This window comes from Amnibacterium endophyticum (assembly GCF_042680685.1).
Classification (GTDB): Bacteria; Actinomycetota; Actinomycetes; order Actinomycetales; family Microbacteriaceae; genus Amnibacterium; species Amnibacterium endophyticum.
Map to the genome: position 1 here is coordinate 1 of NZ_JBHUEA010000032.1, position 24,670 is coordinate 24,670.

Below are 24,670 nucleotides of genomic sequence, written 5' to 3' on the forward strand. Positions count from 1 at the left end.
GCCCGGGCGCCGTGCCGGTCCTCGACCGGCCGGCGAGCGCCAGCCAGGCGATCGGGCCCTCGGGCGCGATCGCGCCGACTGCGGCGATCTGGGACCGGGTCGGCAGCGCGTCGAACAGGACGGCGGCCGAGGCGGTGCGGAGCGCAGGGTCGTCGAGCGCGAGCACGCCGGGCACGCGCAGCTCCGGCCGCGGGGCGAGGGGACGCAGCGCGCTGAGGCGGCCGTCTGCCCACTCGGCCACGGGCGTCCGCTCGGGGTCCTCCAGCACGAAGGCGCCCCGGGCGTGCACCACGTCGCCGCCGAGCACGGCGGCGAGCTCCACGAGGTCGAGGTCGGCGGGGCTCGCCGCGAGGGCGTCAGCCACCGGTCGTGCTCCCTTCCGCCTCGCTGCGGCCGGCGGCGTCCCGCTCGGCCCGCAGGGAGGCGCTGAAGCGGCTGCGGAGGGCGATCCAGAGCACGTTGCCGAGCACGAGCGCCGCGACGCCGGCACCGATGACGACCGGGGTGGGCAGGCCGAGCAGCTTGAGCCCGCTCGCCATCAGCAGGATGGCGAGCGCGCGACGGATGATGCCGCCCGGTGCCCGCGACGACAGCCAGGCGCCGAGCAGGACGCCGGGGATCGCGCCGATCAGCACGGAGCCGGCCACGCCGAGGTTCACGGAGCCGAAGAGGGCGTGGCCGAGGGCCGCCGACCCGACGAGGGGCACCGCCTGCACGAGGTCGGTCCCGACGAGCTGCGAGGCCTTCAGCGCGGGGTAGAGCAGCAGCAGCGTGACGATCACGATGGACCCGGCTCCCACGGAGGTGAGGCCGACGATCAGGCCGGCAGCGGCGCCGAGGAGCACTGTCGGCAGCGGCCGCGCCCGGGTCGCGGGGCGGGCCATGCGGGCCGGCCCCTCGCCGAGCGGCCGGGCGCGGGTCATCTGCATCCAGGACCGCGCGATGAGGCCGGCCGCGGCGAGCAGCAGCGCGCAGCCGAGCAGGACGAGCAGCACGCTCTGCACCGAGTCGTCGGGCAGCCAGGTGGTGATGAGGGCGCCCACGAAGGCGGCGGGGACGCTGCCCGCGCAGAGCAGCCCGACGAGGCGCAGGTCGACGGTCCGGCGCACCAGGTGCACGATCGAGCCGAACGGCTTCATGAACAGGCTGATGACGAGGTCGCTCGAGATCGCGGTGAGCGCGTCGACCCCGAAGAAGAAGACGAGGATCGGCGTCATCAGCGCGCCGCCGCCCATCCCGGTGAGGCCGACGAGGACGCCGATCGCCACACCGACGACGCTGAGGCTCCACTCCATGGCGCGGGTCTCCGTCCGGCTCGGGGGCTGCTCGTGGCGGCAGCACGCGTCGGGCGAGGCGCGGGGTGGCGCCGTCGCGGATCACCGAACACGAGCGGCCGCGGTGATACCAGCCGACGCGCCGCGCCCCCCGGAATCCGTGGCACCCGGACGGGGGCCCTGCGTACGCTCGTGACGTGGTGGAAGCCGATCGCTCCTCGCGGAACCCCGTGTTCACCGCCCCGCAGTGGCGACGCCTCACAGCTGCAGGGCAGGTGGAGGACGTGCCCCGCGGCGAGTACGTCTTCCGGACCGGCGACCGGGACGGCGCGCTGATCCTGGTCCAGGCCGGCGACGTCGAGGTGGTGCGCGACCCGCTCCGCTGGTCCGACGAGACGGTGCTGGAGCACCGCGGGCCCGGCCAGCTGATCGGCGAGCTGGGGCTCCTGAACGGGCAGGCGCGGTTCCTGTCGGCGAGGGCCGCCGAGGACTCGCGCATCGTCCGGGTGCCCGCGGACCGCTTGCGGCGGCTGCTGGACGAGGACGACGAGATCGGCGATCTCGTGCTCCATGCGCTCTGGGAGCGGCGGGAGGCGCTGCGCGGCGGACCTGCGGCCATGACGCTGAAGCTCGTCGGCCGCGGCGACTCCAGCGAGTTCCTCGCGCTGCGGCGGTACGCGGAGCGGGTCGACCTCGTCCACGCGGCCGTCGCGCTGCCGCGGAACCCGACCCGGGAGCAGGCGCACGGGGTGCCGCCCGAGGACCTGCCGATCGCCTACGTGCAGGGCGAGCCGATCGCGCGGGCGACGCCGGGCGAGGTCGCCGAGCGGCTCGGCCTCAGCTACCGGGCGGACGCGGACGAGGTGGTCGACCTCGTCGTCGTCGGTGGCGGCCCGGCGGGGCTCGCGGCCTCCATCTACGGCGCCTCGGAGGGCCTCAGCACGGTCCTGATCGATGCGGTCGCGCCCGGCGGTCAGGCGGCCGCGACGACGCGCATCGAGAACTTCCTCGGCTTCCCGTTCGGTGTCTCGGGCGGCCGCCTCATCGCCCAGGCGTCGCTGCAGGCCCTGAAGTTCGGCGTGCGGCTGTACGCGCCGTGCGAGGCCGTGGGCCTCGAGCGGCGCGACGACGTGTTCGACGTCCGGCTGGCCGACGGGCGGACGGTGCGCAGCCGCACGGTGGTGGTGACCTCCGGGGCCGCCTACAAGCGGCTCGCGCTCGACCGCTGGGAGGAGTTCGAGCACGCGGGCATCTACTACGCGGCGACGCCGCTCGAGATCCGGCAGGTCGTGAAGGCGCCGGTGGTCGTGGTGGGCGGCGCGAACTCGGCCGGCCAGGCGGCGCTCGCGCTCGTGGCGAGCGGCTGCACCGTCGACCTCGTCGTGCGCGGCGACGACCTCGGCAGCCGGATGTCGTCCTACCTCGCCGGCCGTCTGCAGGAGGAGGCGAGGATAAGGGTCCGCACGGGTTCGAACGTCACGGCGCTCCACGGCGACGGGGGCCTCGAGAGCGTGCGGATCGACACGGTCGGCGACGTGGAGGCCAAGGGCCTGTTCTGCTTCATCGGCGCCGAGCCACAGACCGGCTGGCTGCAGTCCTTGGACCGCGATCGCGCGGGCTTCATCTCGACGGGCGCGGACGTGCGCTCGGTCGGCGGGGAGCGCTGGCAGCGCCTCGGCCGGGACCCCCTGCCGTTCGAGACGTCGACGCCGGCGGTGTTCGCCGCCGGGGACGTGCGTCGCGGCTCGATGAAGCGCGTGGCCGCAGCGGTGGGCGAGGGCTCGAGCTCCGTCGCCTCGGTGCACCGGGCGCTCGCCGACCTGCACTGATCCCGCCGGGACGCGAGAAGCCCCGGCAGGGCCGGGGCTTCGGGTGGTGGGCGATACTGGGTTCGAACCAGTGACCTCTTCCGTGTCAGGGAAGCGCGCTACCACTGCGCCAATCGCCCGAGCGGAGATGTGAGCTCTCCGTCGAGGTGGGGACGGGATTCGAACCCGCGTACACGGCTTTGCAGGCCGTTGCCTCGCCTCTCGGCCACCCCACCGAAGTGGACGACCGTCTGGACCACGGGTCCGAAGTGTCGGGTCCCACCGAGCGGATGACGAGATTCGAACTCGCGACCCTCACCTTGGCAAGGTGATGCGCTACCACTGCGCCACATCCGCGTCGCCCCTTGCGGAGCGGTGTCGACTGTAGCCGATCCGCAGGCCGCGTGCGAACTCGGCCGCGCTCCGCCGTGTCGCGGGCCCCGCCGACCCGACGTGCCGTCGGCCGGTCGGCGGGCGCTGTGGCAGACTTGGCGCCAGCGGGCGATTGGCGCAGTTGGTAGCGCGCTTCGTTCACACCGAAGAGGTCGTCGGTTCGAGTCCGGCATCGCCCACCGCAGCAGGCCCCGTCTCCTCCCGAGCCGGGGCCTTCCTCGTCCTCCCGCCTCCGCCCATGACGCGTCACGCGGTCGCCGTGGCGTCGCGCGGTCGGCACCCCTGCCGCGAGCCGCCACGGGGACCGCGCGACGCGTCGCGGCGACCGCGGAACGCGGAACGGCCCCGCCTCCCGGGAGCGAGACGGGGCCGTTCGGTGCGCAGGGGGTCAGGCGCGGGTGGCCAGCTCCTCCTGCTCGGTGAGGTAGTAGCCCTCCTCGCCGTGCACGGCGGTGTCGACGCCGGCGACCTCGTCCTCGCTCGTGATCCGGAAGCCGATCGTCTTCTGGATGACGAAGCCGATCAGCGCGGCGCTGAAGAACGAGAAGACCGTGACCGCCGCAGCGCCGATGAACTGCTGGCCGAGCGATTCCGGGCCGTAGCCGAGCAGCAGGCCGCGGCCGCTGCCGAAGAGGCCGATCCACAGGGTGCCGATCCAGCCGCCGACGAAGTGGACGCCGACGACGTCGAGCGAGTCGTCGAAGCCGAGCTTCCACTTCAGGTCGATCGCGAGCGCGCAGACCGCGCCGGCGACGACGCCGAGCACCATGCCCCAGAACGGCGTGAGGATGTTGCAGGCGGGGGTGATGGCGACCAGGCCGGTCACCGCGCCGGAGGCGGCGCCGATCGCGGTCGGCTTGCCGTCCTTGAGCTTCTCGACGACCAGCCAGCCGAGCGTCGCGGCGGCGGGGGCGGCGAGGGTGTTGATCCACGCGATCGCTGCGACGCCGTCGACCGCGGCCTCCGAGCCGGCGTTGAAGCCGAACCAGCCGAACCAGAGCAGCGCGGCGCCGAGCAGCGTCAGCGGGACGTTGTGCGGGCGGACCATGCCCTTCGCGAAGCCGACGCGGCGACCGAGGACGATGGCGAGCGCGAGCGCTGCCGCGCCTGCGTTGATGTGCACGGCCGTGCCGCCGGCGAAGTCGTTGACCCCGAGCGCCTGGATCCAGCCGTTGCCCTCACCGAGGTTGAACACCCACGCGGCGACCGGGAAGTAGACGAAGGTCACCCACACGCCGGCGAAGATCATCCACGCGCCGAACTTCGCCCGGTCGGCGATCGCGCCCGAGATCAGCGCGACGGTGATGATCGCGAAGGTGGCCTGGAAGCCGGCGAACGCCAGCGAGCTCAGGTCGGGGTCGAGCGTGCCGTCGCTGCCCGCGCCCAGGAAGTTGATCAGGCCGAAGTGCGCGAAGGGGTTGCCGACGACGCCGGGGATCACCCAGTCGGAGCCGGTGCTGAAGGCCATCGAGTAGCCGTAGAGCACCCAGAGGACGGCGACGAGGGCGATGGCGCCGAAGCTCATCATCATCATGCTGATGACGCTCTTCGCCTTGACCATGCCGCCGTAGAAGAACGCGACGCCCGGCGTCATCAGCAGGACGAGTGCCGCGGCGACCATGAGCCACAGCGAGTTGATGTTCGTGGTGAGTTGCTCCATGGAGCCGTGGACCTCTCTGGAAGTGGTGCGGGGAGGGAGGTTGACGGTCCTTGCGACGCCCCGCTCGATGGAGCAGGGCGGGGCCGGGCGCCGCTCGACCACAGAGACTGGCCCAAGGAGGTTTCATCGCCCCGCGCCGGATGTTTCCGCGGCGTTACGAATCGCCGCGGTGCGTGAACATCGTGTTTCAGGCCGCCGCGTGCGTCATCGCCACGAGCCGGCTGATCGCCCGCAGGTACTTCTTGGCGTACCCGCCCGCGAGCATGTCCTCCCCGAAGACGCGGTCGAGCGGCGTGCCCGAGGCGACGATCCGTGCCTGCGCGTCGTAGAGGCGGTCGACGAACGCCACGAAGCGGAGCGCGTCCGTCTGGCCCGCGAGCGGCGCCACGGCGGTCAGCCCCACCGTGCGCGCGCCGTCGACCAGCCCGACGTATCGCGCGGGGTGCACGGAGCCGAGGTGCGCGACGAGCCCGCCGAAGTCGTCGACCGTCGTGCCGGCCTCGTCGGGCAGCGCCTCGACCTCCGCCTCGGGCACGACGACCGCGGACTCCGCGGCGTCGCGGCGCCGGTAGTCGAGGCCGCCGATGCGGATCGTGGTGAAGCGGTCCGCGAGCCCCTGGATCTCCCGCAGGAAGTCGGCGGCGGCGAAGCGCCCCTCCCCCAGCGCGTTCGGCGGCGTGTTCGAGGTCGCGGCGATCCGCGTCCCGCCCCGCACCAGCTCGCCGAGCAGGCGCGACATCAGCATCGTGTCGCCGGGGTCGTCGAGCTCGAACTCGTCGATCGCGATCAGCGAGGCGCCGGAGAGCAGCCGCACGGCGTCCGCGTAGCCGAGGGCGCCGACGAGCGCCGTGTACTCGATGAAGGTGCCGTAGTAGCGGCGGGCGGGTGCCAGCGACCAGAGCGCCGCGAGCAGGTGGGTCTTGCCGACGCCGAACCCGCCGTCGAGGTACAGCCCGGGACGCTCGGGCGCCTTCGGCCCGCGGCGGAACAGCCCGCCGGTGCGCGGGCCCCACCCCGCGGCGAACGCCCGCACCGCCTCGACCGCCTCCGCCTGCGACGGGTGGTCCGGGTCCGGCCGGTAGTTGTCGAGGCTCGCCTCCCGGAACTGGCGCGGGGGCACCAGCGAGGCGGCCATCCGGCCCGCGTCGACCGACGGCACGACGTCCGCGAGACGACGCCGGGCGTCACGCGTCGGGTTCTCCGGCACGGGCTGCCACCTTCCGTGCGTAGGGTTTCTCGGGACGCCTTCGGCGGCCGAGGGAGCCTAGCGCGACGGCCCTCACCGCCCACCGACCGGGCTTCTGCAGGAGAGACACCATGACGGATCAGGACGACCGCAAGTTCGCGGCGTACGCCCACCCCGAGCGCCTCGTGACGACCGAGTGGGTCGCGCAGCACCTCGACGACCCGGACGTCGTCGTCGTGGAGTCCGACGAGGACGTGCTGCTCTACGAGACCGGGCACGTCCCGGGCGCGGTGAAGCTCGACTGGCACACGGATCTGAACGACCCGGTCACCCGCGACTACGTCGACGGGAAAGGCTTCGCCGAGCTGATGGGGGCCCGCGGCATCCGGCGCGACCAGACGGTCGTCATCTACGGCGACAAGAGCAACTGGTGGGCCGCCTACGCGCTGTGGGTCCTCACCCTCTTCGGCCACGAGGACGTACGGCTGATGGACGGGGGCCGGGCGAAGTGGCTCGCGGAGGAGCGCCCCGTCACCCGCGAGCTGCCGCAGCGCGAGCGGGTCGAGTACCCGGTGGTCGAGCGGGACGACTCCGCCGTCCGGGCGTTCCGCGAGGACGTGCTGGCGCACCTCGGCAAGCCGCTCATCGACGTGCGCAGCCCGCTGGAGTACACCGGCGAGCGCACCACGGCCCCGGAGTACCCGGAGGAGTCCGCGCTGCGGGCGGGGCACATCCCGACCGCGCTGAACGTGCCGTGGGGCAAGGCGGCGAACGAGGACGGCACGTTCCGCTCCCGCGCCGAGCTCGAGGCGCTCTACGAGGACGGGGCCGGCGTGTCTCGCTCCGACGAGGTGATCGCCTACTGCCGGATCGGGGAGCGCTCGAGCCACACCTGGTTCGTGCTGACGCACCTGCTCGGCTACCCGACGGTGCGCAACTACGACGGCTCCTGGACCGAGTGGGGCAGCGCCGTCCGGGTGCCGATCGTGAAGGGCGAGGCGCCCGGCGAGGCGCCCGCCGCTGCCGCGGGCGCGCGGTGACGGCCGCGCTCGACGCGATCCGCGAGGAGTTCCTCGCCGTCGGGCAGCGCGACCGGCTCCTGCTGCTGCTCGAGTACGCGGACGACCTGCCGCCGCTGCCGCCCCGCTACGGCGAGCACCCGGAGCTGCTGGAGCGGGTGACGGAGTGCCAGGCGCCCGTGTTCGTCGCGGTCGAGGTGGCGGACGGGCGCGTCGCCGTGCACGCGCAGGCGCCTGCGGAGGCGCCCACCACCCGGGGCTTCGCGAGCGTGCTCGCGCACGGGCTGAACGGCCTCAGCCGGGAGGAGGCCCTGGCGGTGCCGGACGACTACCCCGACACCCTCGGCCTCGGCGGCGCGGTGTCGCCGCTGCGGCTGCGCGGGATGAGCGGGCTGCTGCAGCGGATCAAGCGGCAGCTGCGCGCGACCGCGGCGTGACCCTCGTCGTCCCGCTGGCGCCCGAGCCGGGCGACGCGGTCGACCTCGAAGGCGACGCGCTGCGCGCCTGGCTGGCGGAGCGGTACGCGCTCGACGGCGACCGCTGGCTGCGACTCGAGCTGGTGACCGGGCTCGGCGGCCAGATCACGGGCCCGTCCGGCACGTCCGACGACCTGACCGGGGGCATCGACCGCGTGCTGCTCGGGGTGCTGCGGCGCTCCGCCGACGCGGTGCTGGTCGGCGCGGGCTCGGCGCGCGCCGAACGGCTGCGGCTGCCTGCGACCGCCGCGCTCGCGATCGCCTCGCGACGGGGCCGCCTCGCGCCCGAGGACGTCCCGGCACCGGAGGACGGGCGCCGGGCGCTCGTGCTGTGCCCTGCGGCGGTGTCGGGCCGGCAGGCCGAGCTGCTGGGCGACCGCGCCGACGTCGTCCCGGTACCGGGGGGTCCGGACGCCGCGCGGCCGCTCCTCGACGCGCTCGCCGACCGCGGCCTGGGCCGGGTGGTCTGCGAGGGCGGCGGCGGGCTGGCGACGGTGCTGCTCGCGGCCGGCGCGGTCGACGAGTTCGACCAGACGATCGCGCCGATCGCCTCCTCCCCCGGAGCCCCGCTGCTCAGCGGACCGCTCGCTCCCGTCGGCGCGCGCCTCGCCGGCCTGCTGCGCGACGAGACCGATCGGCTGTACGCCCGCTGGCGGTTCCCGGCCGGCTGAGCCGGGCGAGCGCCGCGGCATCGCCCCCGAGCCACGCCGCAAGCGCGCCGTCCCAGCGGTCCGGATCCCGGTTCCAGAGCCGCGTGTGCCTGCCGCCGTCGAAGGGGACGAGCACGACCCGGTCCGCCCGCGCGGCCGCGAACGCGCGCGACGCGGCGATCGGCGCCACGCCGTCGTCCTCGCCGTGGAGGATCAGCACGGGCGCATCCGGCTCCGCCGGGTCGTCCCAGCGCCCGAGCAGCGGGGAGTCGAGGACCACGCCGCGCACCACCGAGCGGAGGCCGGACCGGTGCGCGGTCGCGAGCGCGATCGACGCCCCGGACGAGAACGCGACCAGGACCACCTCGCGGGCGCCGTGCTCGAGCGCGTGGGCGACCGCCGACTCGACGTCGACCCACTCCGCGTCCTCGAGCGCGTACCGCGCCCGCGCGCCGTCCGGGGCCTCGCCGTCGCCGCGGTAGGCCGGCAGCAGGGCCGTCAGGCCGGCCGCGTGCAGCACGGGCACCGCGCGCAGCGCCTCCTGCCGCGTCGACGAGCGACCGTGCACGAGGACCGCCCATCGCCGGCCTTCGCCGCCCGGCACCGTCCAGGCGGGGACCGAGCCCTGCGCCGTGCGCACCCGCTCCGTGCGCCAGGGCAGGTCGAGGGTGGCGGGGCCGAGGTGCATCCAGCCGTTGAACCGCACCTCCTCGGCGGCACCGAGGTCCCCGAGGTCCACGCCGAGCAGTCGCCGCACGACCGCGCGGCCCTCCCGCCGCAGCACCTCCCCGACCCGGGCGTGACCGCTGCCGCCCGCGAACCAGATGCTGTAGCGGCCGGGCGCGAGGGCGTCGGGGGTCGGGGCGAGCCGGATCTCGCCGCGCTCGAGGTCGACCCGCCGGACCGCGGTGGACGCGCCGCCCCGCCGCCGGCGGTCGCCGCGGCGCAGTGCGAGCACGCCGCCGGCCGCCGCGCCGGCGCCGAGCGCGACGGCCGCGAGGACCCCGCGGACGCCGGGACGGAGCTCGTCGCGCACGATCGGCCCTCCCTCGTCCGCCGGAGCGTAGCGAGACGCGCCGCCGCCCGACGACCCGCTGTCGAGGGGCGGCCTTAGGCTGCTGCCGTGCCGACCGGACCCCGAGCGACCTCGGCGCCGTTCGAGCAGGCGCGCCAGTCGATCGCGTCCGTGCAGCTCCGCTCGGATCTCGTCGTGTCGGAGATCACCTCGCCGACGGAGGTCGCGCCCTACTCGATCGCGCTGGCCGGCGACGTCCGGCAGCGGATCCACGGCGAGGACTCCGAGCTCGGCACCGGCCGCTTCATCCTGCTGCACGACCCCGCGGGGCAGCCCGGCTGGGAGGGCGACTTCCGGGTGGTCTGCTTCGCGCAGGCGCCGCTCGAGACCGACATCGGCACCGACCCGTTCCTCGCCGAGGTGACCTGGTCATGGCTCACCGACGCGCTCGAGACGCGCGGCGCCGAGTACACCGCGGCCTCCGGCACCGCGACGACCATCGTGTCGTCGGGCTTTGGCGAGCTCGCCGACCAGGGCACGGGCGCGAAGGTCGAGCTGCGGGCGTCGTGGACCCCGGTCGACCTCGACCTCGGGCGGCATGTGGAAGGCTGGGGCGAGTTGCTGTGCATGCTCGCCGGTCTCCCGCCGGCGGCAGAGGGAGTGAGTGTGCTGTCCGCACGTCGAGCAGGACGTGGCTGAACCGACCGACGAGCCGGCGCCGCCCGACGCCGTCCCGGCCCAGCCGGTCGTCGTCGTCGACGACCCGGCCGCGTACCGCGAGGCCGTCCGCCGCATCGCCGAGGGCGACGGCCCCATCGCCGTCGACGCCGAGCGAGCGAGCGGCTTCCGCTACTCGCAGCGCGCCTACCTGATTCAGCTGTTCCGTCGCGGGTCGGGCACGGTCCTCATCGATCCGACCGCCTTCCCCGACCTCGACGACCTCGCGGCGGCGATGTCCGGCGCGGAGTGGGTGCTGCACGCGGCGAGCCAGGACCTGCCGTGCCTCCGCGAGGTCGGCCTGGACCCCGAGCGGATCTTCGACACCGAGCTCGGCGCTCGCCTGCTCGGCTTCGAGCGCGTCGGGCTCGGCGCGGTCGTCGAGCAGCTGCTCGGTCTGCACCTCGCGAAGGAGCACTCGGCGGCCGACTGGTCGACCAGGCCGCTGCCGAAGCCGTGGCTCGTGTACGCCGCCCTCGACGTGGAGCTGCTGCTCGACGTCCGGGACCACGAGGCCCGCCTGCTCGAGGAGGTGGGCAAGTCCCGCATCGCCGAGGAGGAGTTCGAGGCCGTCCGCACGCGACAGCCGAAGCCCGCGCCGACGGAGCCCTGGCGTCGCCTGTCGGGCGTCCACACCGTTCGCGGCAGCCGCAACCTCGCCGTCGCGCGGGAGCTGTGGCTCGCGCGCGACGCCTACGCCCGGGCCGTCGACTCCGCCCCCGGCCGGCTCGTCCCGGACGCCTCGCTCGTGGCCGTGGCGCGCACGCCGCCCTCGACCAAGCGCGAGCTGGCGTCCATGCGCAGCTTCAACGGCCGGGCGAGCCGCTCCGAGATCGACCGGTGGTGGTCGGCCGTCGAGACGGGGCTGACGACCGAGGACCTGCCGGCCGCGCGCGTGCCGAGCGACGCGCTGCCGCCGCCGCGCGCGTGGAGCGACCGCAACCCCGAGGCGGACCGACGGTTGAAGGCCGCCCGGCCCCGGCTGGTGCGCATCGCCGAGGACCTCGACCTCCCGACGGAGAACCTGCTGACGCCCGACGTGCTGCGACGCCTCGCCTGGGCGCCCCCGCAGCCGGTCGACGCCGGCACCGTGGCCGAAGCGCTCGAGGAGCAGGGCGCTCGCCCCTGGCAGGTCGTGGCGACCGCACAAGCGATCGCCGGCGCGTTTGTGGAGGCCGACCAAACGCCCGTGGACGAGGCGGAGGCCTCCTCGTAGGTCTCCTGCACCGGATTCGCCATGGTGCGGGGTGCACGATCGACTGTCGGACGGCGCCCCGACGGCGCCGGGAACGGAGCGGGCGTGACGGAGCGCAACGAGGTGGTGTTCGTCGACGGGGTGCGGACCCCGTTCGGCCGGGCGGGCGAGAAGGGGATGTACTGGGGCACCCGGGCCGACGACCTGGTCGTGAAGGCCATGGTCGGGCTGCTCGAGCGGAACCCCCAGCTCCCCCGCGAGCGCGTCGACGAGGTGGCGATCGCCGCGACGACGCAGCAGGGTGACCAGGGGCTGACCCTCGGACGCACCGCCGCGCTGCTGGCGGGCCTGCCCCGCTCGGTGCCGGGCTTCGCGATCGACCGGATGTGCGCCGGCGCGATGACGAGCGTGACCGCCGTCGCGGGCGGCATCGCCTTCGGCGCGTACGACGTCGCGATCGCGGGCGGGGTGGAGCACATGGGCCACCACCCGATGGGCTTCGACGCGGACCCGAACCCGAGGTTCGTGGCGGAGCGGCTCGTCGGCTCCGACGCGCTCGTGATGGGCGCGACCGCGGAGCGCATCCACGACCGCTTCCCCCGCCTCACCAAGGAGCGGGCCGACCGCTTCGCGATGCGCTCGCAGCACAAGGCCGCAGCCGCCTACGAGGCAGGGCAGATCCAGCCGGACCTCGTCCCGGTCGCCACGCGCTCCCCCGAGGGCTGGGGCCTGGCGACGCGCGACGAGGTGATGCGTCCCGAGACGACGCTCGAGGGGCTCGCGTCGCTGCGGACCCCCTTCCGCCCGCACGGGAACGTCACCGCCGGCAACGCGGCCGGGCTGAACGACGGCGCGACCGCCTCGCTGATCGCGAGCGAGCAGGCCGCGGAGGCGCTCGGGCTGCCGGTGAAGATGCGGCTCGTCGGCTTCGGCTTCGCGGGGGTCGAGCCCGAGGTCATGGGCATCGGGCCGGTGCCCAGCACGGAGAAGGCCCTGGTCAAGGCCGGGCTGACGATCGACGACATCGACCTGTTCGAGCTGAACGAGGCGTTCGCGGTGCAGGTGCTGAGCCTGCTCGACCACTTCGGGATCGACGACGAGGACCCCCGCGTGAACATGTGGGGCGGCGCGATCGCGTTCGGGCACCCGCTGGCCTCGTCCGGCGTCCGGCTGATGATCCAGCTGGCCCGGCAGTTCGAGCAGCACCCGGAGGCGCGGTTCGGGCTGACCGCGATGTGCGTCGGTCTCGGGCAGGGCGGCAGCGTCATCTGGGAGAACCCGCACTTCGATCCGAAGGCGAAGAAGAAGGCCGCCAAGAAGTCGAACGCGGCGCGGGCGAAGAAGGAGGCCGGTCGATGACGGACACCGCGGAGCGGACGGACCTGGCGGCGCTCGCCGCCGACGAGGTCGTCACCGAGGCGTACGCGCGCGACGTGGCGCTGCCGGACGACGGCGTGCTGGTGCTCGTGACCCTCGACAACGGGCGCGACCACACGCGTCCGAACACCTTCGGCCCCCGTGGCCTGCTCGCGCTCGAGGCCGTCCTGCTCGAGGCGAAGGAGCGCGCCGCGCGCGGGGAGATCGCCGGACTCGCCGTCACCGGCAAGCCCTTCATCCTCGCCGCGGGCGCGGACCTCAGCCAGGTCGGCGCGATCCCCGACCGCGCCGCGGCGAAGCAGCTGGCCGAGCTGGGGCACCGCGTGCTCGGGCACCTCGGCGAGCTGGGGGTGCCGAGCTTCTGCTTCATCAACGGGCTCGCCCTCGGGGGCGGTCTCGAGGTCGCGCTGAACGCCGACTACCGCACCGTCGACGCGTCGGCGCCGGCGCTCGCCTTCCCCGAGGTCGCGCTCGGCATCATCCCCGGCTGGGGCGGCTCCACGATCCTGCCGAACCTGATCGGCATCGAGGCGGCGCTGCGGGTCATCGTGGAGAACCCCCTGAAGCAGCGGACCCTCACCGCGCAGCAGGCGGCGGATCTCGGCATCGCCGACGTGCTCCTGCCCTCGGCGACCTTCCTCGAGCGGTCGATCGAGTGGGCAGCGGGCGTGATCGCGGGTCGCACGAAGGTGGAGCGGCCGCACGCGCCGGGGCGCCTCGAGCGCACCGTCAAGTGGGACGTGGCGATCCGCGTCGCGCGGAAGAGCCTGGAGTCGAGCATCGGCCCCGTGCCGAAGTCGCCCTACGCGGCGCTCGAGCTGCTCGCCGGCGCCAAGCGCGCGAAGGACCGCGCGGGGGTGCTCGCGGGCTTCGCGGCGGAGGACGACGCGCTGGCCGACCTCCTCGCGGGCGACCAGGCCGCGGCCTCCCTCTACGCGTTCGATCTCGTCCAGCGGCGCGCGAAGCGGCCGGCCGGAGCCCCGGACAAGTCGCTCGCGAAGAAGGTGACGAAGGTCGGCGTGATCGGCGCGGGCCTGATGGCGAGCCAGTTCGCGCTCCTGTTCGCGAGGCGGCTGAAGGTGCCGGTGCTGATCACGGACGTCGACCAGGCGCGCGTGGACGCCGGCCTGGCGCGCATCCGCGACGACATCGCGACGCTGCAGGGCAAGGGGCGCGTCTCCCCCGACGAGGCCAACCGGCTGACGCACTCCATCTCCGGCACCACCGACGTCGCCGACTTCGCCGGCTGCGACTGGGTCATCGAGGCGGTCTTCGAGGAGCTGACGGTGAAGCAGGACGTCTTCGCCCGCGTCGAGCCCCACCTCTCCCCCGAGGCCGTGCTCGCCACGAACACCTCCTCCCTGTCGGTGGAGGCGATCGGCGCGAGGCTGGCGCACCCCGAACGGCTCGTCGGGTTCCACTTCTTCAACCCGGTCGCGGTGATGCCGCTGATCGAGGTCGTCCGCACCCCGGCGACCGACGACGCGACGCTGTCGACCGCGATGGTCGTGGCGAAGTCGCTGAAGAAGAGCGCGGTGATCGCGAAGGACGCCCCCGGGTTCGTGGTGAACCGGATCCTCGCGAAGGTGCTGGGCGAGGCGATGCACGCCGTCGACACCGGCACCCCGTTCGAGACGGTGGACCGGGCGCTCGACGAGTTCGGCCTGCCGATGACGCCGTTCGAGCTGCTCGACCTCGTGGGGCTCAAGGTCGGGGCGCACGTGCTCGACACCCATCACGCGGCGTTCCCCGACCGGTTCTACGACTCCGCGAACCTGCACGCGCTGGCCGAGGAGGGCGTGCTGCTCGACAAGGACGACCGCGGCAAGGCGAAGGGCTTCGACAAGCGCGCCCTCGCGATCGTGAAGCGGTCCCAGCCGAAGGACGCGACGCCGATGAGCGCCGAGGAGTTCCGGCGCCGGGTCGAGGACGGGCTCGCCGACGAGATCCACCGGATGCTCGAGGACGGGGTCGTCGCCGCGGCGGAGGACATCGACCTCTGCCTGATCCTCGGGGCCGGCTACCCGTTCATCGACGGCGGGATCACGCCCTACCTCGACCGGGCGGGCGCGTCGGAGCGCGTCTTCGGCACGACGTTCCACACCCCGCGGATCGTGGGCGCCGCCTCCCGCTGACCCTCGTGCTCGCGCCCCGTCCGCAGGTCGGACGGGGCGCGAGCGCAGCGAGCCGTGGTCTCGAGGCTCCTCAGTCGCACCTCGACCAGCGGCGGCGACCGCACCCTGACTCGACCAGCGGGATCGACCGCCCGACACCACCGTCGGTCGAGGAGCGAGCCCAGCGAGCCTCGGTCTCGAGGCTCCCCAGTCGCACCTCGACCGGCGGGATCGACCGCACCCTGACTCGACCAGCGGGATCGACCGCCCGACGCCACCGTCGGTCGAGGAGCGAGCCCAGCGAGCCTTGGTCTCGAGGCTCCTCCGTCGCACCTCGACCGGCGGGGGCGACCGCACCCCCGACTCGACCGGCAGGATCGGCCGTCCGACACCACCGTCGAGCCTCGGTCTCGAGGCTCCTCCGTCGCACCTCGACCGGCGGCGGCGACCGCACCCTGACTCGACCAGCGGGATCGACCGCCCGACGCCACCGTCGGTCGAGGTGCGAGCGCAGCGAGCCTCGAGACCACCCCGGCCTGCTGGAGCGATCACCTCGTCTCGCGTGCGGGCTTCCCACCTCGACGGCTGCTCAGGTGCGGCAGCGCGCCGAAGTCGCCTCGGATGAGCGCCTCTCGCTTCGCTCTGCTCCAGTTCTGCAGCCGCTTCTCCCAGGCGAACGCGTCCTCGACGCGATCGAACTCGGCGGCGTAGACGAGCTCGACGGGGCGTCGGCGCTTCGTGTACTCGGCTCCGTTGCCGGACTGGTGCTGGTCGAGGCGTCGCTCGAGCTGCCACGTGCTGCCGACGTAGTAGGAGCCGTCCGCGCAGCGGAGCATGTAGGTGTACGGCATGCGCGGAAGGTAGACGCACCGTGCGACATCGAGGCGGAGTCGCGAGCGCGAGTGGTCTCGAGGCTCGCTGCGCTCGCACCTCGACCAGCGGTGGGACCCTTCCCGCTATCCAGGGTCAGCGGGCGGGCTGGTTCGCGGGGCGGGCGGCGGGCAGCTTGGTCCCCGCGAGCTGCGCCGTGATGTCCTTCGCGATGTGCGCGGCGGTCAGCCCGCTCTCCGCGAGGATCTCGCCCCGCTCCGCGTGCGGCAGGAACGCATCGGGCAGGCCGATCTCGTTCAGCGCGGTGTCGACGCCCGCGGCGCGCATGTCCTGCCGCAGCCGGGTCCCGACGCCGCCGACCCGCACGCCGTCCTCGATCGTCACGACGAGGCGGTGCCGTGCGGCGAGGTCGATCAGGCTCGGTGCGATCGGGACCGCCCAGCGCGGATCGACGACCGTCACGCCGACGCCCTCCTCGCCGAGCAGCCGCGCCACCTCGAGGCCCTGGGTGGCCATCACGCCGATCGCGACGACGAGCACGTCCTCGGCGTCGCCGCGGGTCAGGACGTCGACGCCGTCGTCGAGCCGCTCGAGCGCCGGCACGTCCGTCGGGACGGTGCCCTTCGGCAGCCGGAGCACCGTCGGGGCGTCGGTCACCGCGACCGCCTCCGCCAGCTCCTCCGCCAGCGTCGCACCGTCGCGCGGCGACGCGATCCGCATCCCAGGCACGATCTGCAGCATCGCGAGGTCCCACATGCCGTGGTGGCTCGGCCCGTCCGGCCCGGTGACGCCGGCGCGGTGCAGCACGAAGGTGACTCCCGCGCGGTGGAGCGCGACGTCCATCAGCACCTGGTCGAGCGCACGGCCGAGGAAGGTCGCGTAGACCGCGAAGACCGGGTGCAGCCCCCCGAACGCGAGTCCCGCAGCCGAGGTCACGGCGTGCTGCTCGGCGATGCCGACGTCGATCACCCGGGTCGGGAAGCGCTCCGCCAGCGGGGCGAGGCCGACCGGCCGCAGCATCGCCGCGGTGATGCCGACGAGCCGGTCGTCCTCCTCCGCGAGGTGCAGCAGGTCCGCGCCGAACACGTCGGCCCAGTCCCGCGAGTCGGACGGCTTCGACAGCGGGACGCCCGTCTCCGGGTCGATCACGCCCACCGCGTGGAAGCGGTCCGCCTCGTCCTGCCGCGCCGGCGCGTACCCGCGCCCCTTCTGCGTGATCACGTGGACGAGCACCGGCAGCTCGTAGTGCTTCGCCTGCCGCAGCGCGTTCTCGAGCGCCGCCTCGTCGTGCCCGTCGACCGGCCCGATGTACTTGATGTCGAGGTTCGAGTACATGCGCTCGTTCATGGCGAAGCGGGACAGGAACCCGTGCATCGCGCCGCGGGTGCCGCGGTAGACCGCACGACCCGGCTTCCCGAGCCGGTCGAAGAGCTGCTTGGAGCCGCGCTGCATGTCGCGGTAGGTGCGCCGCGTCCGCACCTCGTTCAGGTACCGGGCCAGCCCCCCGATGGTCGGGGCGTAGGACCGCCCGTTGTCGTTCACGACGATGACGAGCCGGCGGTTGTTGTCGTCGCTGATGTTGTTCAGCGCCTCCCAGGTCATCCCGCCGGTGAGGGCGCCGTCGCCCACCACCGCCACGACGTGCCGGTCGGTCTGGCCCGTGACCTGGTACGCGCGGGAGATCCCGTCCGCCCACGACAGGCTGCTCGAGGCGTGGGACGACTCGACGATGTCGTGCTCGCTCTCGGCCCGGTCGGGGTAGCCGGACAGCCCGCCGCGCTTCCGCAGGCGGGAGAAGTCCTGCCTCCCCGTCAGCAGCTTGTGCACGTACGACTGGTGCCCGGTGTCCCAGACGATCCGGTCGTGCGGCGACTCGAACACGCGGTGCAGCGCGATGGTCAGCTCCACGACCCCCAGGTTCGGCCCGAGGTGGCCGCCGGTCCTGGACACGCTGTCGACGAGGAAGGTCCGGATCTCGGCCGCGAGCTCGGTCAGCTGCTCCTGCGTCAGACGCGCGAGATCGCGCGGGCCGCGGATGGTGGGCAGGAGGGGCATTCGTTCACCTTACGAAAGACGGCAGCCGCACGCGTCCGTCGTCCGGAGGACGTCCAGCGTGGGCGAGGACAGGAGCACCCGGCCGACCGATCCAGTGGGCCGGGTGCTCCTCACCTCCCGCTCAGGCGACGAGCGATCGCAGCACGTACTGGAGGATGCCGCCGTTGCGGTAGTAGTCCGCCTCCCCCGGGGTGTCGATGCGGACGACCGCGTCGAACTCCACCGGCCCGCGTCCCTCCGCGGAGTGGGCGCTCGGAGTGGCGACCACGTGCACCGTGCGGGGCGTCCCGCCGTCGTTCAGCGCCTCGATCCCGGTGACGTCGAACGACTCGGTCCCGTCGAGCCCGAGCGAGTCGGCCGTCTCCCCCGCCGGGAACTGCAGCGGCAGCACGCCCATCCCGATCAGGTTCGAGCGGTGGATGCGCTCGAAGCTCTCGGCGATCACGACCTTCACGCCGAGCAGGTTCGTGCCCTTCGCGGCCCAGTCGCGGCTGGACCCGGAGCCGTACTCCTTGCCCGCGAGGATCACGAGCGGGATGCCCGCGGCCTGGTAGTGCTCGCTCGCGTCGTAGATGAAGGCCTGCGGCCCCTCGGGCTGCGTGAAGTCGCGGGTGTAGCCGCCCTCCACCCCGTCGAGCAGGCGGTTGCGGAGCCGGATGTTCGCGAAGGTGCCGCGGATCATCACCTCGTGGTTGCCGCGGCGGGAGCCGTAGGAGTTGAAGTCCTTGCGCTCGACGCCGTGCTCGGTCAGGTACCGGCCCGCCGGGCTGTCCGCCTTGATCGAGCCGGCCGGGCTGATGTGGTCCGTGGTGACGGAGTCGCCCAGCTTCGCGAGCACCCGTGCGCCCGAGACGTCCGACACCGGCGACGGCTGCAGCGCCATCCCGTCGAAGTACGGGGGCTTGCGGACGTACGTCGACGAGTCGGCCCACTCGAAGGTGGCGCCGGTCGGCGTCGGCAGGGTCTGCCAGCGCTCGTCGCCGTCGAACACCCCCGCGTACTCGTGCTCGAACATCTCGGTGGAGATGGACGAGTCGATGGTCGCCTGCACCTCGGCGGCGTCCGGCCAGATGTCCTTCAGGAACACGTCGCGGCCGTCCGAGTCGCGCCCGAGCGGGTCGGTCTCGAAGTCGAAGTGCATGCTGCCGGCGAGCGCGTACGCGATGACGAGCGGCGGGCTGGCCAGGTAGTTCATCTTCACGTCGGGGTTGATGCGGCCCTCGAAGTTCCGGTTGCCGGAGAGCACGGCGGTGACCGCGAGGTCGTTGTCCTGCACGGCGTCGGAGATCTCCTCCTCGAGCGGGCCGGAGTTGCCGATGCACGTCGTGCAGCCGTAGCCGACGAGGTAGAAGCCGAGGTCCTGCAGCGGGCCCATCAGCCCGGCCTTCTCGTAGTAGTCCGTCACGACCTTCGAGCCCGGCGCGAGGGTCGTCTTCACCCACGGCTTGGCCTTCAGGCCCTTCTCGCTCGCCTTCTTCGCGAGCAGGCCCGCGGCGAGCATCACGGACGGGTTGGAGGTGTTCGTGCACGAGGTGATCGCGGCGATCGCGACGGCGCCGTGGTCGATCGTGAACTCGCCGCCCGACGTCTTCACCGTCACCGGCTTCGATGCGTGCTGCGGCGCGGAGCTTACGTGGGCGGCCTGGAGCTCGCCCGGGTAGCTCGCACCCGCGAGCACCTCCTCGTTCCCGCGGGAGGCGTCGTCCTCTGCGGCGTCCTCGTCGCCGGGAGCGGCCGTCGCCGGGTCGGAGGCCGGGAAGCTGCCCTCCAGCTCCGCGTCGAGCAGCGTCGGAGCCTCGGCGTAGTCGGCGAGGTCGTGCTCGAAGGCCGCCTTCGCCGCGGACAGCTCGATGCGGTCCTGCGGGCGGCGCGGACCGGCGATGGACGGGACCACGGTCGCGAGGTCGAGCTCCAGGTACTCGGAGTACGTCGCCTCGCTCGCCGGGTCGTGCCAGAGGCCCTGCCGCTTCGCGTAGGCCTCGACGAGCGCGACCTGCTCCTCGGCCCGCCCGGTGAGGCGCAGGTACTCGAGGGTGACGTCGTCGATCGGGAACATCGCCGCGGTGGAGCCGAACTCGGGGCTCATGTTGCCGATCGTGGCGCGGTTCGCCAGCGGCACCTCGCCGACGCCCTCGCCGTAGAACTCGACGAACTTGCCGACGACGCCGTGCTGGCGCAGCATCTGCGTGATCGTGAGCACCACGTCGGTCGCGGTGACGCCGGTCGGGATGGCGCCGGTCAGCTTGAAGCCCACGACGCGCGGGATCAGCATCGACACGGGCTGGCCGAGCATCGCGGCCTCGGCCTCGATGCCGCCGACGCCCCAGCCGAGCACACCGAGGCCGTTCACCATCGTGGTGTGCGAGTCGGTGCCGACCAGCGTGTCCGGGTACGCCTGCAGCTCGCCGTCGACCTCGCGGGTGAAGGCGACGCGGGCGAGGTGCTCGATGTTGACCTGGTGGACGATGCCGGTGCCGGGCGGGACGACCTTGAAGTCGTCGAAGGCGGTCTGGCCCCAGCGCAGGAACTGGTAGCGCTCGCCGTTGCGCTCGTACTCGATCTCGACGTTGCGCTCGAAGGCGTCCGGGCGGCCGAAGAGGTCGGCGATCACCGAGTGGTCGATCACCAGCTCGGCGGGCGCCAACGGGTTGATGCGGGTGGGGTCGCCGCCCAGGTCGGCCACGGCCTCGCGCATGGTGGCGAGGTCGACGATGCAGGGCACCCCCGTGAAGTCCTGCATCACGACGCGGGCGGGGGTGAACTGGATCTCGGTGTCCGGCTCGGCGGCCGCGTCCCACGACCCGAGCGCCCTGATCTGGTCGGCGGTGACGTTCGCGCCGTCCTCCGTGCGCAGCAGGTTCTCGAGCAGCACCTTCAGCGAGAACGGCAGCGCGGCGTGGCCGTCCACCGTGTCGATCGCGAAGATGCGGTACGTCGTGCCGCCCACCTCGAGCTGCGTGCTGGCTCCGAAACTGTCCTTCGCGACCATCCGTCGGTACCTCCTCGTGCCGGGCCGGCCGCGACGGGTCGTCGGGAGCGGAGCCCTCGCGGCCACGATACCCGTGGGCGGGGACGCCGCCCCCACGCGGTCAGGGCGCGGGCCGCGCCCGCTTCGCCATCGCCTGCACGACGAGGATCGTGAGCACCAGCACGGGCGCGTAGAGCGGGAGCCCGAGCGCGATCTTCGCGACGCCGAGCGCCACGACCCGGTCGCCCGCGAGGTAGAGCGGCAGCTCCACGACGAGGCGGACGGCGAACAGCGCGGTCCAGAGCACGGTGAGCCACGTCATGGTCCGCCGCTGCGCGGGCTCGCCGCGCCACCCGCCGAGGTCGGGCACCAGCAGCCCCGCGGCGACGCCGATCAGCGGGCGGCGCACGAGCACCGAGAGCAGCAGGACGAGGCCGTAGCCCGCGTTCGTGAGGATGCCCGGCAGGAAGTTCTCGTTCGCGTCGCCGGTGAGGAGGGCGAGCGCCGCCGAGACGCCGGCGCCGAGCGCGCCGCCGAGGGCCGAGACGACGCGCTGCCGCCGCACCAGCCGGATCACGACGAAGACGGCGGAGAGCGCGAGCGGCGGCACGACCACGAGCGGCAGCAGGCCGCGGTCGACGGGCGCGGGCGCGGCTGCGAGCGCCACCACCTGGTAGGCGACGATGAAGAGCAGGGACGGCAGCACCGCCTCGACGATCCCGAGCACCCCGCCGATCGCCGCGACCATCTCGCGAGGGGTCAGCGGGTCCGCGCGGCCCGCGCGGGCCAGGCCGGTGCGGCGCTCGTCCGTCACGCGTCCAGCTGCGCGCGCTGCGGCGCGGGCCCCTCCGCCTCCGCGCCCTGCGGCATCTGCAGCGGGATGAGGTCGCGCGGCGGCATCGGCGACGAGCCGCGGACGACGACCACGCTGCGGAACAGCTCCTCCATCACGGCGCCGAGCCGCGGGTCGATCGCGGCGTCGCCGCTGATCACCCCGCGGAGGAACCAGCGGGGCCCGTCCACGCCGACGAAGCGGGCGATGCGGGTGACCGGCCGGCCGTCGGGGCCCGGCTGGCCGGGGATCTGCGCGAGCAGCTCCGGCCCGAGGCCGCCGTCGACGGTGCGCGTGGTCCCGCCCGAGGAGAGGATCTGCTGCTCGATCTGCTCGCGGATCTCGTGCCACAGCCCGCTGGAGCGCGGCGCCGCGAAGGGCTGCACCTGCAGGCTGGAGTCGCCGACGTCGAGCCCGAGCGCGACGACGCGGCCCGTGCCCTCCTCGATCTCCAGGCGCAGGCCGAGCCCCTCCCGCGGGAGGATCCGCACCCCGCCGAGGTCGATGTAGGGCCGGGCGGGGTTCGCCTCGGCCTCGTCGAGCGGGCCCGCCTGCGCCCGGTCGGCCGGTGCCGACTTCTCGCGCGGCTCGACCGCCTCGTCCTCGTCCGTCACGACTGCTCCCCTCTCGCGCCGGTCCCCGTGGACCCGAAGCCGCCCGAGGCGCGGTGGCTGCCGGGCAGCGACGCCACCGGCACGAACCGCACGGCGGGCAGCGGCAGCACGACGAGCTGCGCGATCCGGTCGCCGACCGCGACATCGTACGGCGCGGTCGCGTCCGTGTTGAGGAGGGTCACCCGGATCTCGCCGCGGTAGCCGGCGTCGACGAGGCCCGGCGCGTTGACGATCGTGATGCCGTGCCGGGCGGCGAGGCCGCTGCGCGGCAGCACGAGCGCCGCGGTGCCCGCCGGCAGCGCGATGGCGAGGCCGGTGCCGACGGTCGCGCGGCCGAGCGGCGGCAGGGACACCGCCTCGGCGGCGAGCAGGTCCGCGCCCGCGTCCCCGGGCAGTGCGGGCAGCGGCGCGGCTCCGTCGACGAGCACCTCGATCACGCGGCGACGCTACTCGTGGGCGGGGTCTGCTGTGATGAGGGGGTGACGACCTTCCGCGAACGCCTCGTGCCCGGCGTGGGCACGGCGCTGGCGCTGATCCTCCTGGCTCCCGCGGTGGCGCTCGTGGTGCTGCCGCTCGGCTTCCCGGCCGCGGCGCCCCTCGTCGCGGCGGTCGTCGTCACCGCGGCTGCGGAGGCGCTGCTCTTCGGCCTCACCCCCGTCATCGAGGTCCGGGACGGCGAGCTGCGGGTCGGCGCCGCGCGGATCCCGGTCGGGCAGACGGGCGAGGTCGAGTCCCTGCGCGGGCCGGAGGCGCGGCACGCGCGCGGCCCCGGCCTCGACGCCCGCGCCTACACCGTCTTCCGGCCCTCGATCGACCCGGTCCTGAAGATCGAGATCACGGATCCCGACGACCCCGTGCCGTACTGGCTGATCTCGACGCGCCGCCCGGACGAGCTGGCAGGCGCCCTCGCCGCCGCCCGCACCCGCTGATCGGACGACCCGAGCTGAAGCAGGCGCGCAGCGCCTTGATGCGGACGGGGCCGGCGAAGCCGGTCGCGGCCGCATCACACCGCACCCGCGGGAGGGTGCGAAGCGCCCCGGCGGCTCATGCCGCCGAAGCTCGTCGGAGCGCAGCGACGACGAAGCGCCCGCATGGGGGCCGGCGAAGCCGGTCGCCATGCGGGCGCTCCAGAATGAACTACGCCTCGCACTCCCGGCAGATCGGGCCGAGCTTCGACTCGTGGTCGAGCTGGGAGCGGTGCTTCACGAGGAAGCAGCTGACGCAGGTGAACTCGTCCGCCTGGGGCGGGAGCACCACCACGTCGAGGTCGAGGTCGCTGAGGTCGGCACCCGGCAGCTCGAAGCCACCCGGGTTGTCGGCGTCCTCCACGTCCACGACGCCGGACATCTTGTCCGGCACGCGCTCCTTCAGCGCCTCGATCGAGTCGGAGTCGTCATCGGTCTTGCGCGGGGCGTCGTAGTCGGTCGCCATCGGTACCAGTCTTCTTCTCGCGGGTCGTTCGCCGCGCTCACCAGGGGTTCCGGCGGCTGAGGCGGCGACAGTATGCACGAGGCGGCATGGTGATGCAAACGCCCCGCCACGATGCGCTGATCACGCGTCGCGGGCGGTCCAACCACCGAGACATGCGGCGTATTTCCCACGCCGAGCGCGGGCTCCGTGCCATCCTGCTGCCGCTCGCGGAGCCGGTCCCCGCGTGCCGCGGAGGAGTGCGATGCAGACGCTGAGCGTCGTGGCGGTGGAGGAGGGCGCCCTCGTCCTCGCGTCCCCCGCGGGCGACCGCTTCCGGCTGCCGGTGGACGCGTCGCTGCGCTCCCGGCTGCTCGCGACCGCCGCGACCCGGGACGAGCGCCGCCTCAGCCCGCGGGAGATCCAGGCGCACGTGCGCTCCGGCCTCTCCGCCGAGCAGGTGGCCGCGATGACGGGCGTCTCCGTCGACTCCATCGAGCGCTTCGTCGGCCCGGTCCTCGCCGAGCGGGCCTACATCGTCGAGTCGGCGCTGGCCGTGCGACTGCCGCCCGAGACGGAGGGGGCGAGGTCGCGCACCTTCGGCGCGGTGATGGGCGAGCGCCTGGACGCGCTGGCGGCGAAGGAGGTGCGCTGGAGCAGCGCGAAGGAGCCGGCGGGCTGGGTCCTCGCCGTGCGCTTCACCGCCGACGACACGCCGCACGACGCCCGCTGGCGCTTCGATCCGAAGCACATGGCGCTCGAGCCCGACAACGTGGAGGCCTCGACGCTGTCGCAGCAGGGCGTGCCCGCCGCGCTCACGCCGCGGCTGCGGGCGCTCGAGCCGACCGCGCCCGTGGCGATCGTCGCCGCGGCACCGGACGCCTCGCCCGCGGAGGCGGCCACGCGTCGCGCGCCGGAGCCGGACGGCGGACGCTTCGACAGCGCCGCGTTCGCGATCGACCCGGCCGCCTTGAAGCCGGAGGGGCCGACCCGCCGCGGGCGCCGCGGCCCGGCTCCCGCCGCGGAGGCCGTCCCGACCGCGGACCTGCTGCCCGCGCCCCGCGGGCGCGCCTCCGGCG

Annotated in this window: 22 protein-coding genes and 4 tRNA genes; 11 read left to right on the top strand and 15 right to left on the bottom strand. The window is 74.0% G+C overall.

Annotated features, from left to right (window positions below; translation table 11 throughout):
- The coding region (locus ACFSBI_RS15160) for a hypothetical protein (RefSeq protein WP_377936396.1) at window positions 1–364 on the bottom strand (364 nt) is incomplete at its 3' end.
- The gene (locus ACFSBI_RS15165; RefSeq protein WP_377936398.1) at window positions 357–1,295 is read right to left on the bottom strand and encodes a sulfite exporter TauE/SafE family protein; all 939 of its coding nucleotides are present in this window, start codon (window positions 1,293–1,295) and stop codon (window positions 357–359) included. The genes ACFSBI_RS15160 and ACFSBI_RS15165, both read right to left, overlap by 8 nt.
- A 176-nt stretch (window positions 1,296–1,471) precedes the next feature.
- Here ACFSBI_RS15165 and ACFSBI_RS15170 point away from each other — a divergent pair, with 176 nt between their 5' ends.
- A complete protein-coding gene (locus ACFSBI_RS15170; RefSeq protein WP_377936400.1) occupies window positions 1,472–3,103 on the top strand; it encodes an FAD-dependent oxidoreductase in 1,632 nt (543 codons plus the stop codon).
- A gap of 44 nt (window positions 3,104–3,147) precedes the next feature.
- On the opposite strand, the gene ACFSBI_RS15175 is transcribed toward ACFSBI_RS15170, so the two are convergent.
- The 3 genes from ACFSBI_RS15175 to ACFSBI_RS15185 all read right to left on the bottom strand — a co-directional run bounded on the left by ACFSBI_RS15175 (window position 3,148) and on the right by ACFSBI_RS15185 (window position 3,439).
- Window positions 3,148–3,222, bottom strand: a tRNA-Val gene (locus ACFSBI_RS15175).
- Between the two features lie 25 nt (window positions 3,223–3,247).
- Window positions 3,248–3,318 (bottom strand) — tRNA-Cys (locus ACFSBI_RS15180).
- A 49-nt stretch (window positions 3,319–3,367) separates the two neighbouring features.
- Window positions 3,368–3,439: transfer RNA gene (locus ACFSBI_RS15185), tRNA-Gly, on the bottom strand.
- Window positions 3,440–3,581: 142 nt separating this feature from the next.
- Between ACFSBI_RS15185 and ACFSBI_RS15190 the strand changes: the two genes are divergently transcribed.
- Window positions 3,582–3,654: transfer RNA gene (locus ACFSBI_RS15190), tRNA-Val, on the top strand.
- A 209-nt stretch (window positions 3,655–3,863) separates the two neighbouring features.
- Here the strand turns inward: ACFSBI_RS15190 and ACFSBI_RS15195 are convergent.
- A complete protein-coding gene (locus tag ACFSBI_RS15195) occupies window positions 3,864–5,135 on the bottom strand; it encodes an ammonium transporter (RefSeq protein ID WP_377936402.1) in 1,272 nt (423 codons plus the stop codon).
- A 187-nt stretch (window positions 5,136–5,322) separates the two neighbouring features.
- Window positions 5,323–6,342, bottom strand: a complete 1,020-nt coding sequence (gene zapE / locus ACFSBI_RS15200) for a cell division protein ZapE (protein WP_377936404.1) — start codon at window positions 6,340–6,342, stop codon at window positions 5,323–5,325.
- Between the two features lie 110 nt (window positions 6,343–6,452).
- On the opposite strand from zapE, the gene ACFSBI_RS15205 reads away from it, so the two are divergent.
- From ACFSBI_RS15205 to ACFSBI_RS15215, 3 genes are read left to right on the top strand one after another with little or no spacing between them, the layout of a single operon-like run.
- Window positions 6,453–7,361 carry a sulfurtransferase gene (locus ACFSBI_RS15205; RefSeq protein WP_377936406.1) on the top strand — a complete coding sequence of 303 codons (909 nt, stop codon included), beginning with the start codon at window positions 6,453–6,455 and terminating at the stop codon, window positions 7,359–7,361.
- A complete protein-coding gene (locus tag ACFSBI_RS15210; protein WP_377936408.1) occupies window positions 7,358–7,777 on the top strand; it encodes a SufE family protein in 420 nt (139 codons plus the stop codon). The genes ACFSBI_RS15205 and ACFSBI_RS15210 overlap by 4 nt, the downstream gene beginning before the upstream one ends.
- Complete coding sequence (locus ACFSBI_RS15215; RefSeq protein WP_377936410.1) at window positions 7,774–8,487, top strand: dihydrofolate reductase family protein; 714 nt, start codon at window positions 7,774–7,776, stop codon at window positions 8,485–8,487. Before ACFSBI_RS15210 ends, ACFSBI_RS15215 begins: the two co-directional genes overlap by 4 nt.
- On the opposite strand, the gene ACFSBI_RS15220 is transcribed toward ACFSBI_RS15215, so the two are convergent.
- Window positions 8,390–9,502, bottom strand: a complete 1,113-nt coding sequence (locus ACFSBI_RS15220) for an alpha/beta hydrolase (RefSeq protein ID WP_377936412.1) — start codon at window positions 9,500–9,502, stop codon at window positions 8,390–8,392. The genes ACFSBI_RS15215 and ACFSBI_RS15220 overlap by 98 nt on opposite strands.
- Before the next feature lie 87 nt (window positions 9,503–9,589).
- Between ACFSBI_RS15220 and ACFSBI_RS15225 the strand changes: the two genes are divergently transcribed.
- From ACFSBI_RS15225 to ACFSBI_RS15240, 4 genes are all read left to right on the top strand, one after another.
- Complete coding sequence (locus ACFSBI_RS15225) at window positions 9,590–10,180, top strand: DUF3000 domain-containing protein (protein ID WP_377936413.1); 591 nt, start codon at window positions 9,590–9,592, stop codon at window positions 10,178–10,180.
- A complete protein-coding gene (locus ACFSBI_RS15230; RefSeq protein ID WP_377936415.1) occupies window positions 10,173–11,414 on the top strand; it encodes an HRDC domain-containing protein in 1,242 nt (413 codons plus the stop codon). The genes ACFSBI_RS15225 and ACFSBI_RS15230 overlap by 8 nt, the downstream gene beginning before the upstream one ends.
- An 84-nt stretch (window positions 11,415–11,498) precedes the next feature.
- Window positions 11,499–12,752, top strand: coding sequence for a thiolase family protein (locus tag ACFSBI_RS15235; RefSeq protein ID WP_377936417.1), 1,254 nt, complete (start codon window positions 11,499–11,501; stop codon window positions 12,750–12,752).
- Window positions 12,749–14,905, top strand: a complete 2,157-nt coding sequence (locus ACFSBI_RS15240) for a 3-hydroxyacyl-CoA dehydrogenase NAD-binding domain-containing protein (protein WP_377936419.1) — start codon at window positions 12,749–12,751, stop codon at window positions 14,903–14,905. The genes ACFSBI_RS15235 and ACFSBI_RS15240 overlap by 4 nt, the downstream gene beginning before the upstream one ends.
- Window positions 14,906–15,432: 527 nt before the next feature.
- Here ACFSBI_RS15240 and ACFSBI_RS15245 read toward each other — a convergent pair.
- The 6 genes from ACFSBI_RS15245 to dut all read right to left on the bottom strand — a co-directional run bounded on the left by ACFSBI_RS15245 (window position 15,433) and on the right by dut (window position 22,621).
- On the bottom strand, window positions 15,433–15,735 hold the full coding sequence (locus ACFSBI_RS15245) for a GIY-YIG nuclease family protein (RefSeq protein WP_377936421.1): 303 nt from the start codon (window positions 15,733–15,735) through the stop codon (window positions 15,433–15,435).
- Window positions 15,736–15,850: 115 nt separating this feature from the next.
- Window positions 15,851–17,770 (bottom strand): 1-deoxy-D-xylulose-5-phosphate synthase, encoded by a 1,920-nt coding sequence (gene dxs, locus ACFSBI_RS15250; protein ID WP_377936423.1) that lies wholly within the window; start codon window positions 17,768–17,770, stop codon window positions 15,851–15,853.
- 121 nt (window positions 17,771–17,891) lie between these two features.
- Window positions 17,892–20,759, bottom strand: a complete 2,868-nt coding sequence (locus ACFSBI_RS15255) for an aconitate hydratase (protein ID WP_377936425.1) — start codon at window positions 20,757–20,759, stop codon at window positions 17,892–17,894.
- Window positions 20,760–20,859: 100 nt separating this feature from the next.
- On the bottom strand, window positions 20,860–21,552 hold the full coding sequence (locus ACFSBI_RS15260; RefSeq protein WP_377936427.1) for a DUF3159 domain-containing protein: 693 nt from the start codon (window positions 21,550–21,552) through the stop codon (window positions 20,860–20,862).
- Complete coding sequence (locus ACFSBI_RS15265; protein WP_377936429.1) at window positions 21,549–22,184, bottom strand: DUF3710 domain-containing protein; 636 nt, start codon at window positions 22,182–22,184, stop codon at window positions 21,549–21,551. The genes ACFSBI_RS15260 and ACFSBI_RS15265 overlap by 4 nt, the downstream gene beginning before the upstream one ends.
- Window positions 22,181–22,621, bottom strand: a complete 441-nt coding sequence (gene dut, locus ACFSBI_RS15270; protein ID WP_377936431.1) for a dUTP diphosphatase — start codon at window positions 22,619–22,621, stop codon at window positions 22,181–22,183. The genes ACFSBI_RS15265 and dut overlap by 4 nt, the downstream gene beginning before the upstream one ends.
- 42 nt (window positions 22,622–22,663) lie before the next feature.
- Between dut and ACFSBI_RS15275 the strand changes: the two genes are divergently transcribed.
- Window positions 22,664–23,113 (top strand): DUF3093 domain-containing protein, encoded by a 450-nt coding sequence (locus ACFSBI_RS15275; protein WP_377936433.1) that lies wholly within the window; start codon window positions 22,664–22,666, stop codon window positions 23,111–23,113.
- A gap of 208 nt (window positions 23,114–23,321) precedes the next feature.
- On the opposite strand, the gene ACFSBI_RS15280 is transcribed toward ACFSBI_RS15275, so the two are convergent.
- Window positions 23,322–23,615 carry a DUF4193 domain-containing protein gene (locus tag ACFSBI_RS15280; RefSeq protein ID WP_375390112.1) on the bottom strand — a complete coding sequence of 98 codons (294 nt, stop codon included), beginning with the start codon at window positions 23,613–23,615 and terminating at the stop codon, window positions 23,322–23,324.
- A 241-nt stretch (window positions 23,616–23,856) separates the two neighbouring features.
- Here ACFSBI_RS15280 and sepH point away from each other — a divergent pair.
- On the top strand, window positions 23,857–24,670 hold an 814-nt coding region (gene sepH / locus ACFSBI_RS15285; RefSeq protein ID WP_377936435.1), incomplete at its 3' end, for a septation protein SepH.

Excerpts from the sequence above, each read along its gene's own strand:
- ACFSBI_RS15165 (WP_377936398.1), bottom strand. The coding sequence starts at position 1,295 with ATGGAGTGGAGCCTCAGCGTCGTCGGTGTGGCGATCGGCGTCCTCGTC.
- ACFSBI_RS15195 (WP_377936402.1), bottom strand. The coding sequence starts at position 5,135 with ATGGAGCAACTCACCACGAACATCAACTCGCTGTGGCTCATGGTCGCC.
- ACFSBI_RS15205 (WP_377936406.1), top strand. The coding sequence starts at position 6,453 with ATGACGGATCAGGACGACCGCAAGTTCGCGGCGTACGCCCACCCCGAG.
- ACFSBI_RS15240 (WP_377936419.1), top strand. The coding sequence starts at position 12,749 with ATGACGGACACCGCGGAGCGGACGGACCTGGCGGCGCTCGCCGCCGAC.
- ACFSBI_RS15245 (WP_377936421.1), bottom strand. The coding sequence starts at position 15,735 with ATGCCGTACACCTACATGCTCCGCTGCGCGGACGGCTCCTACTACGTC.
- dxs (WP_377936423.1), bottom strand. The coding sequence starts at position 17,770 with ATGCCCCTCCTGCCCACCATCCGCGGCCCGCGCGATCTCGCGCGTCTG.
- ACFSBI_RS15255 (WP_377936425.1), bottom strand. The coding sequence starts at position 20,759 with ATGGTCGCGAAGGACAGTTTCGGAGCCAGCACGCAGCTCGAGGTGGGC.
- ACFSBI_RS15280 (WP_375390112.1), bottom strand. The coding sequence starts at position 23,615 with ATGGCGACCGACTACGACGCCCCGCGCAAGACCGATGACGACTCCGAC.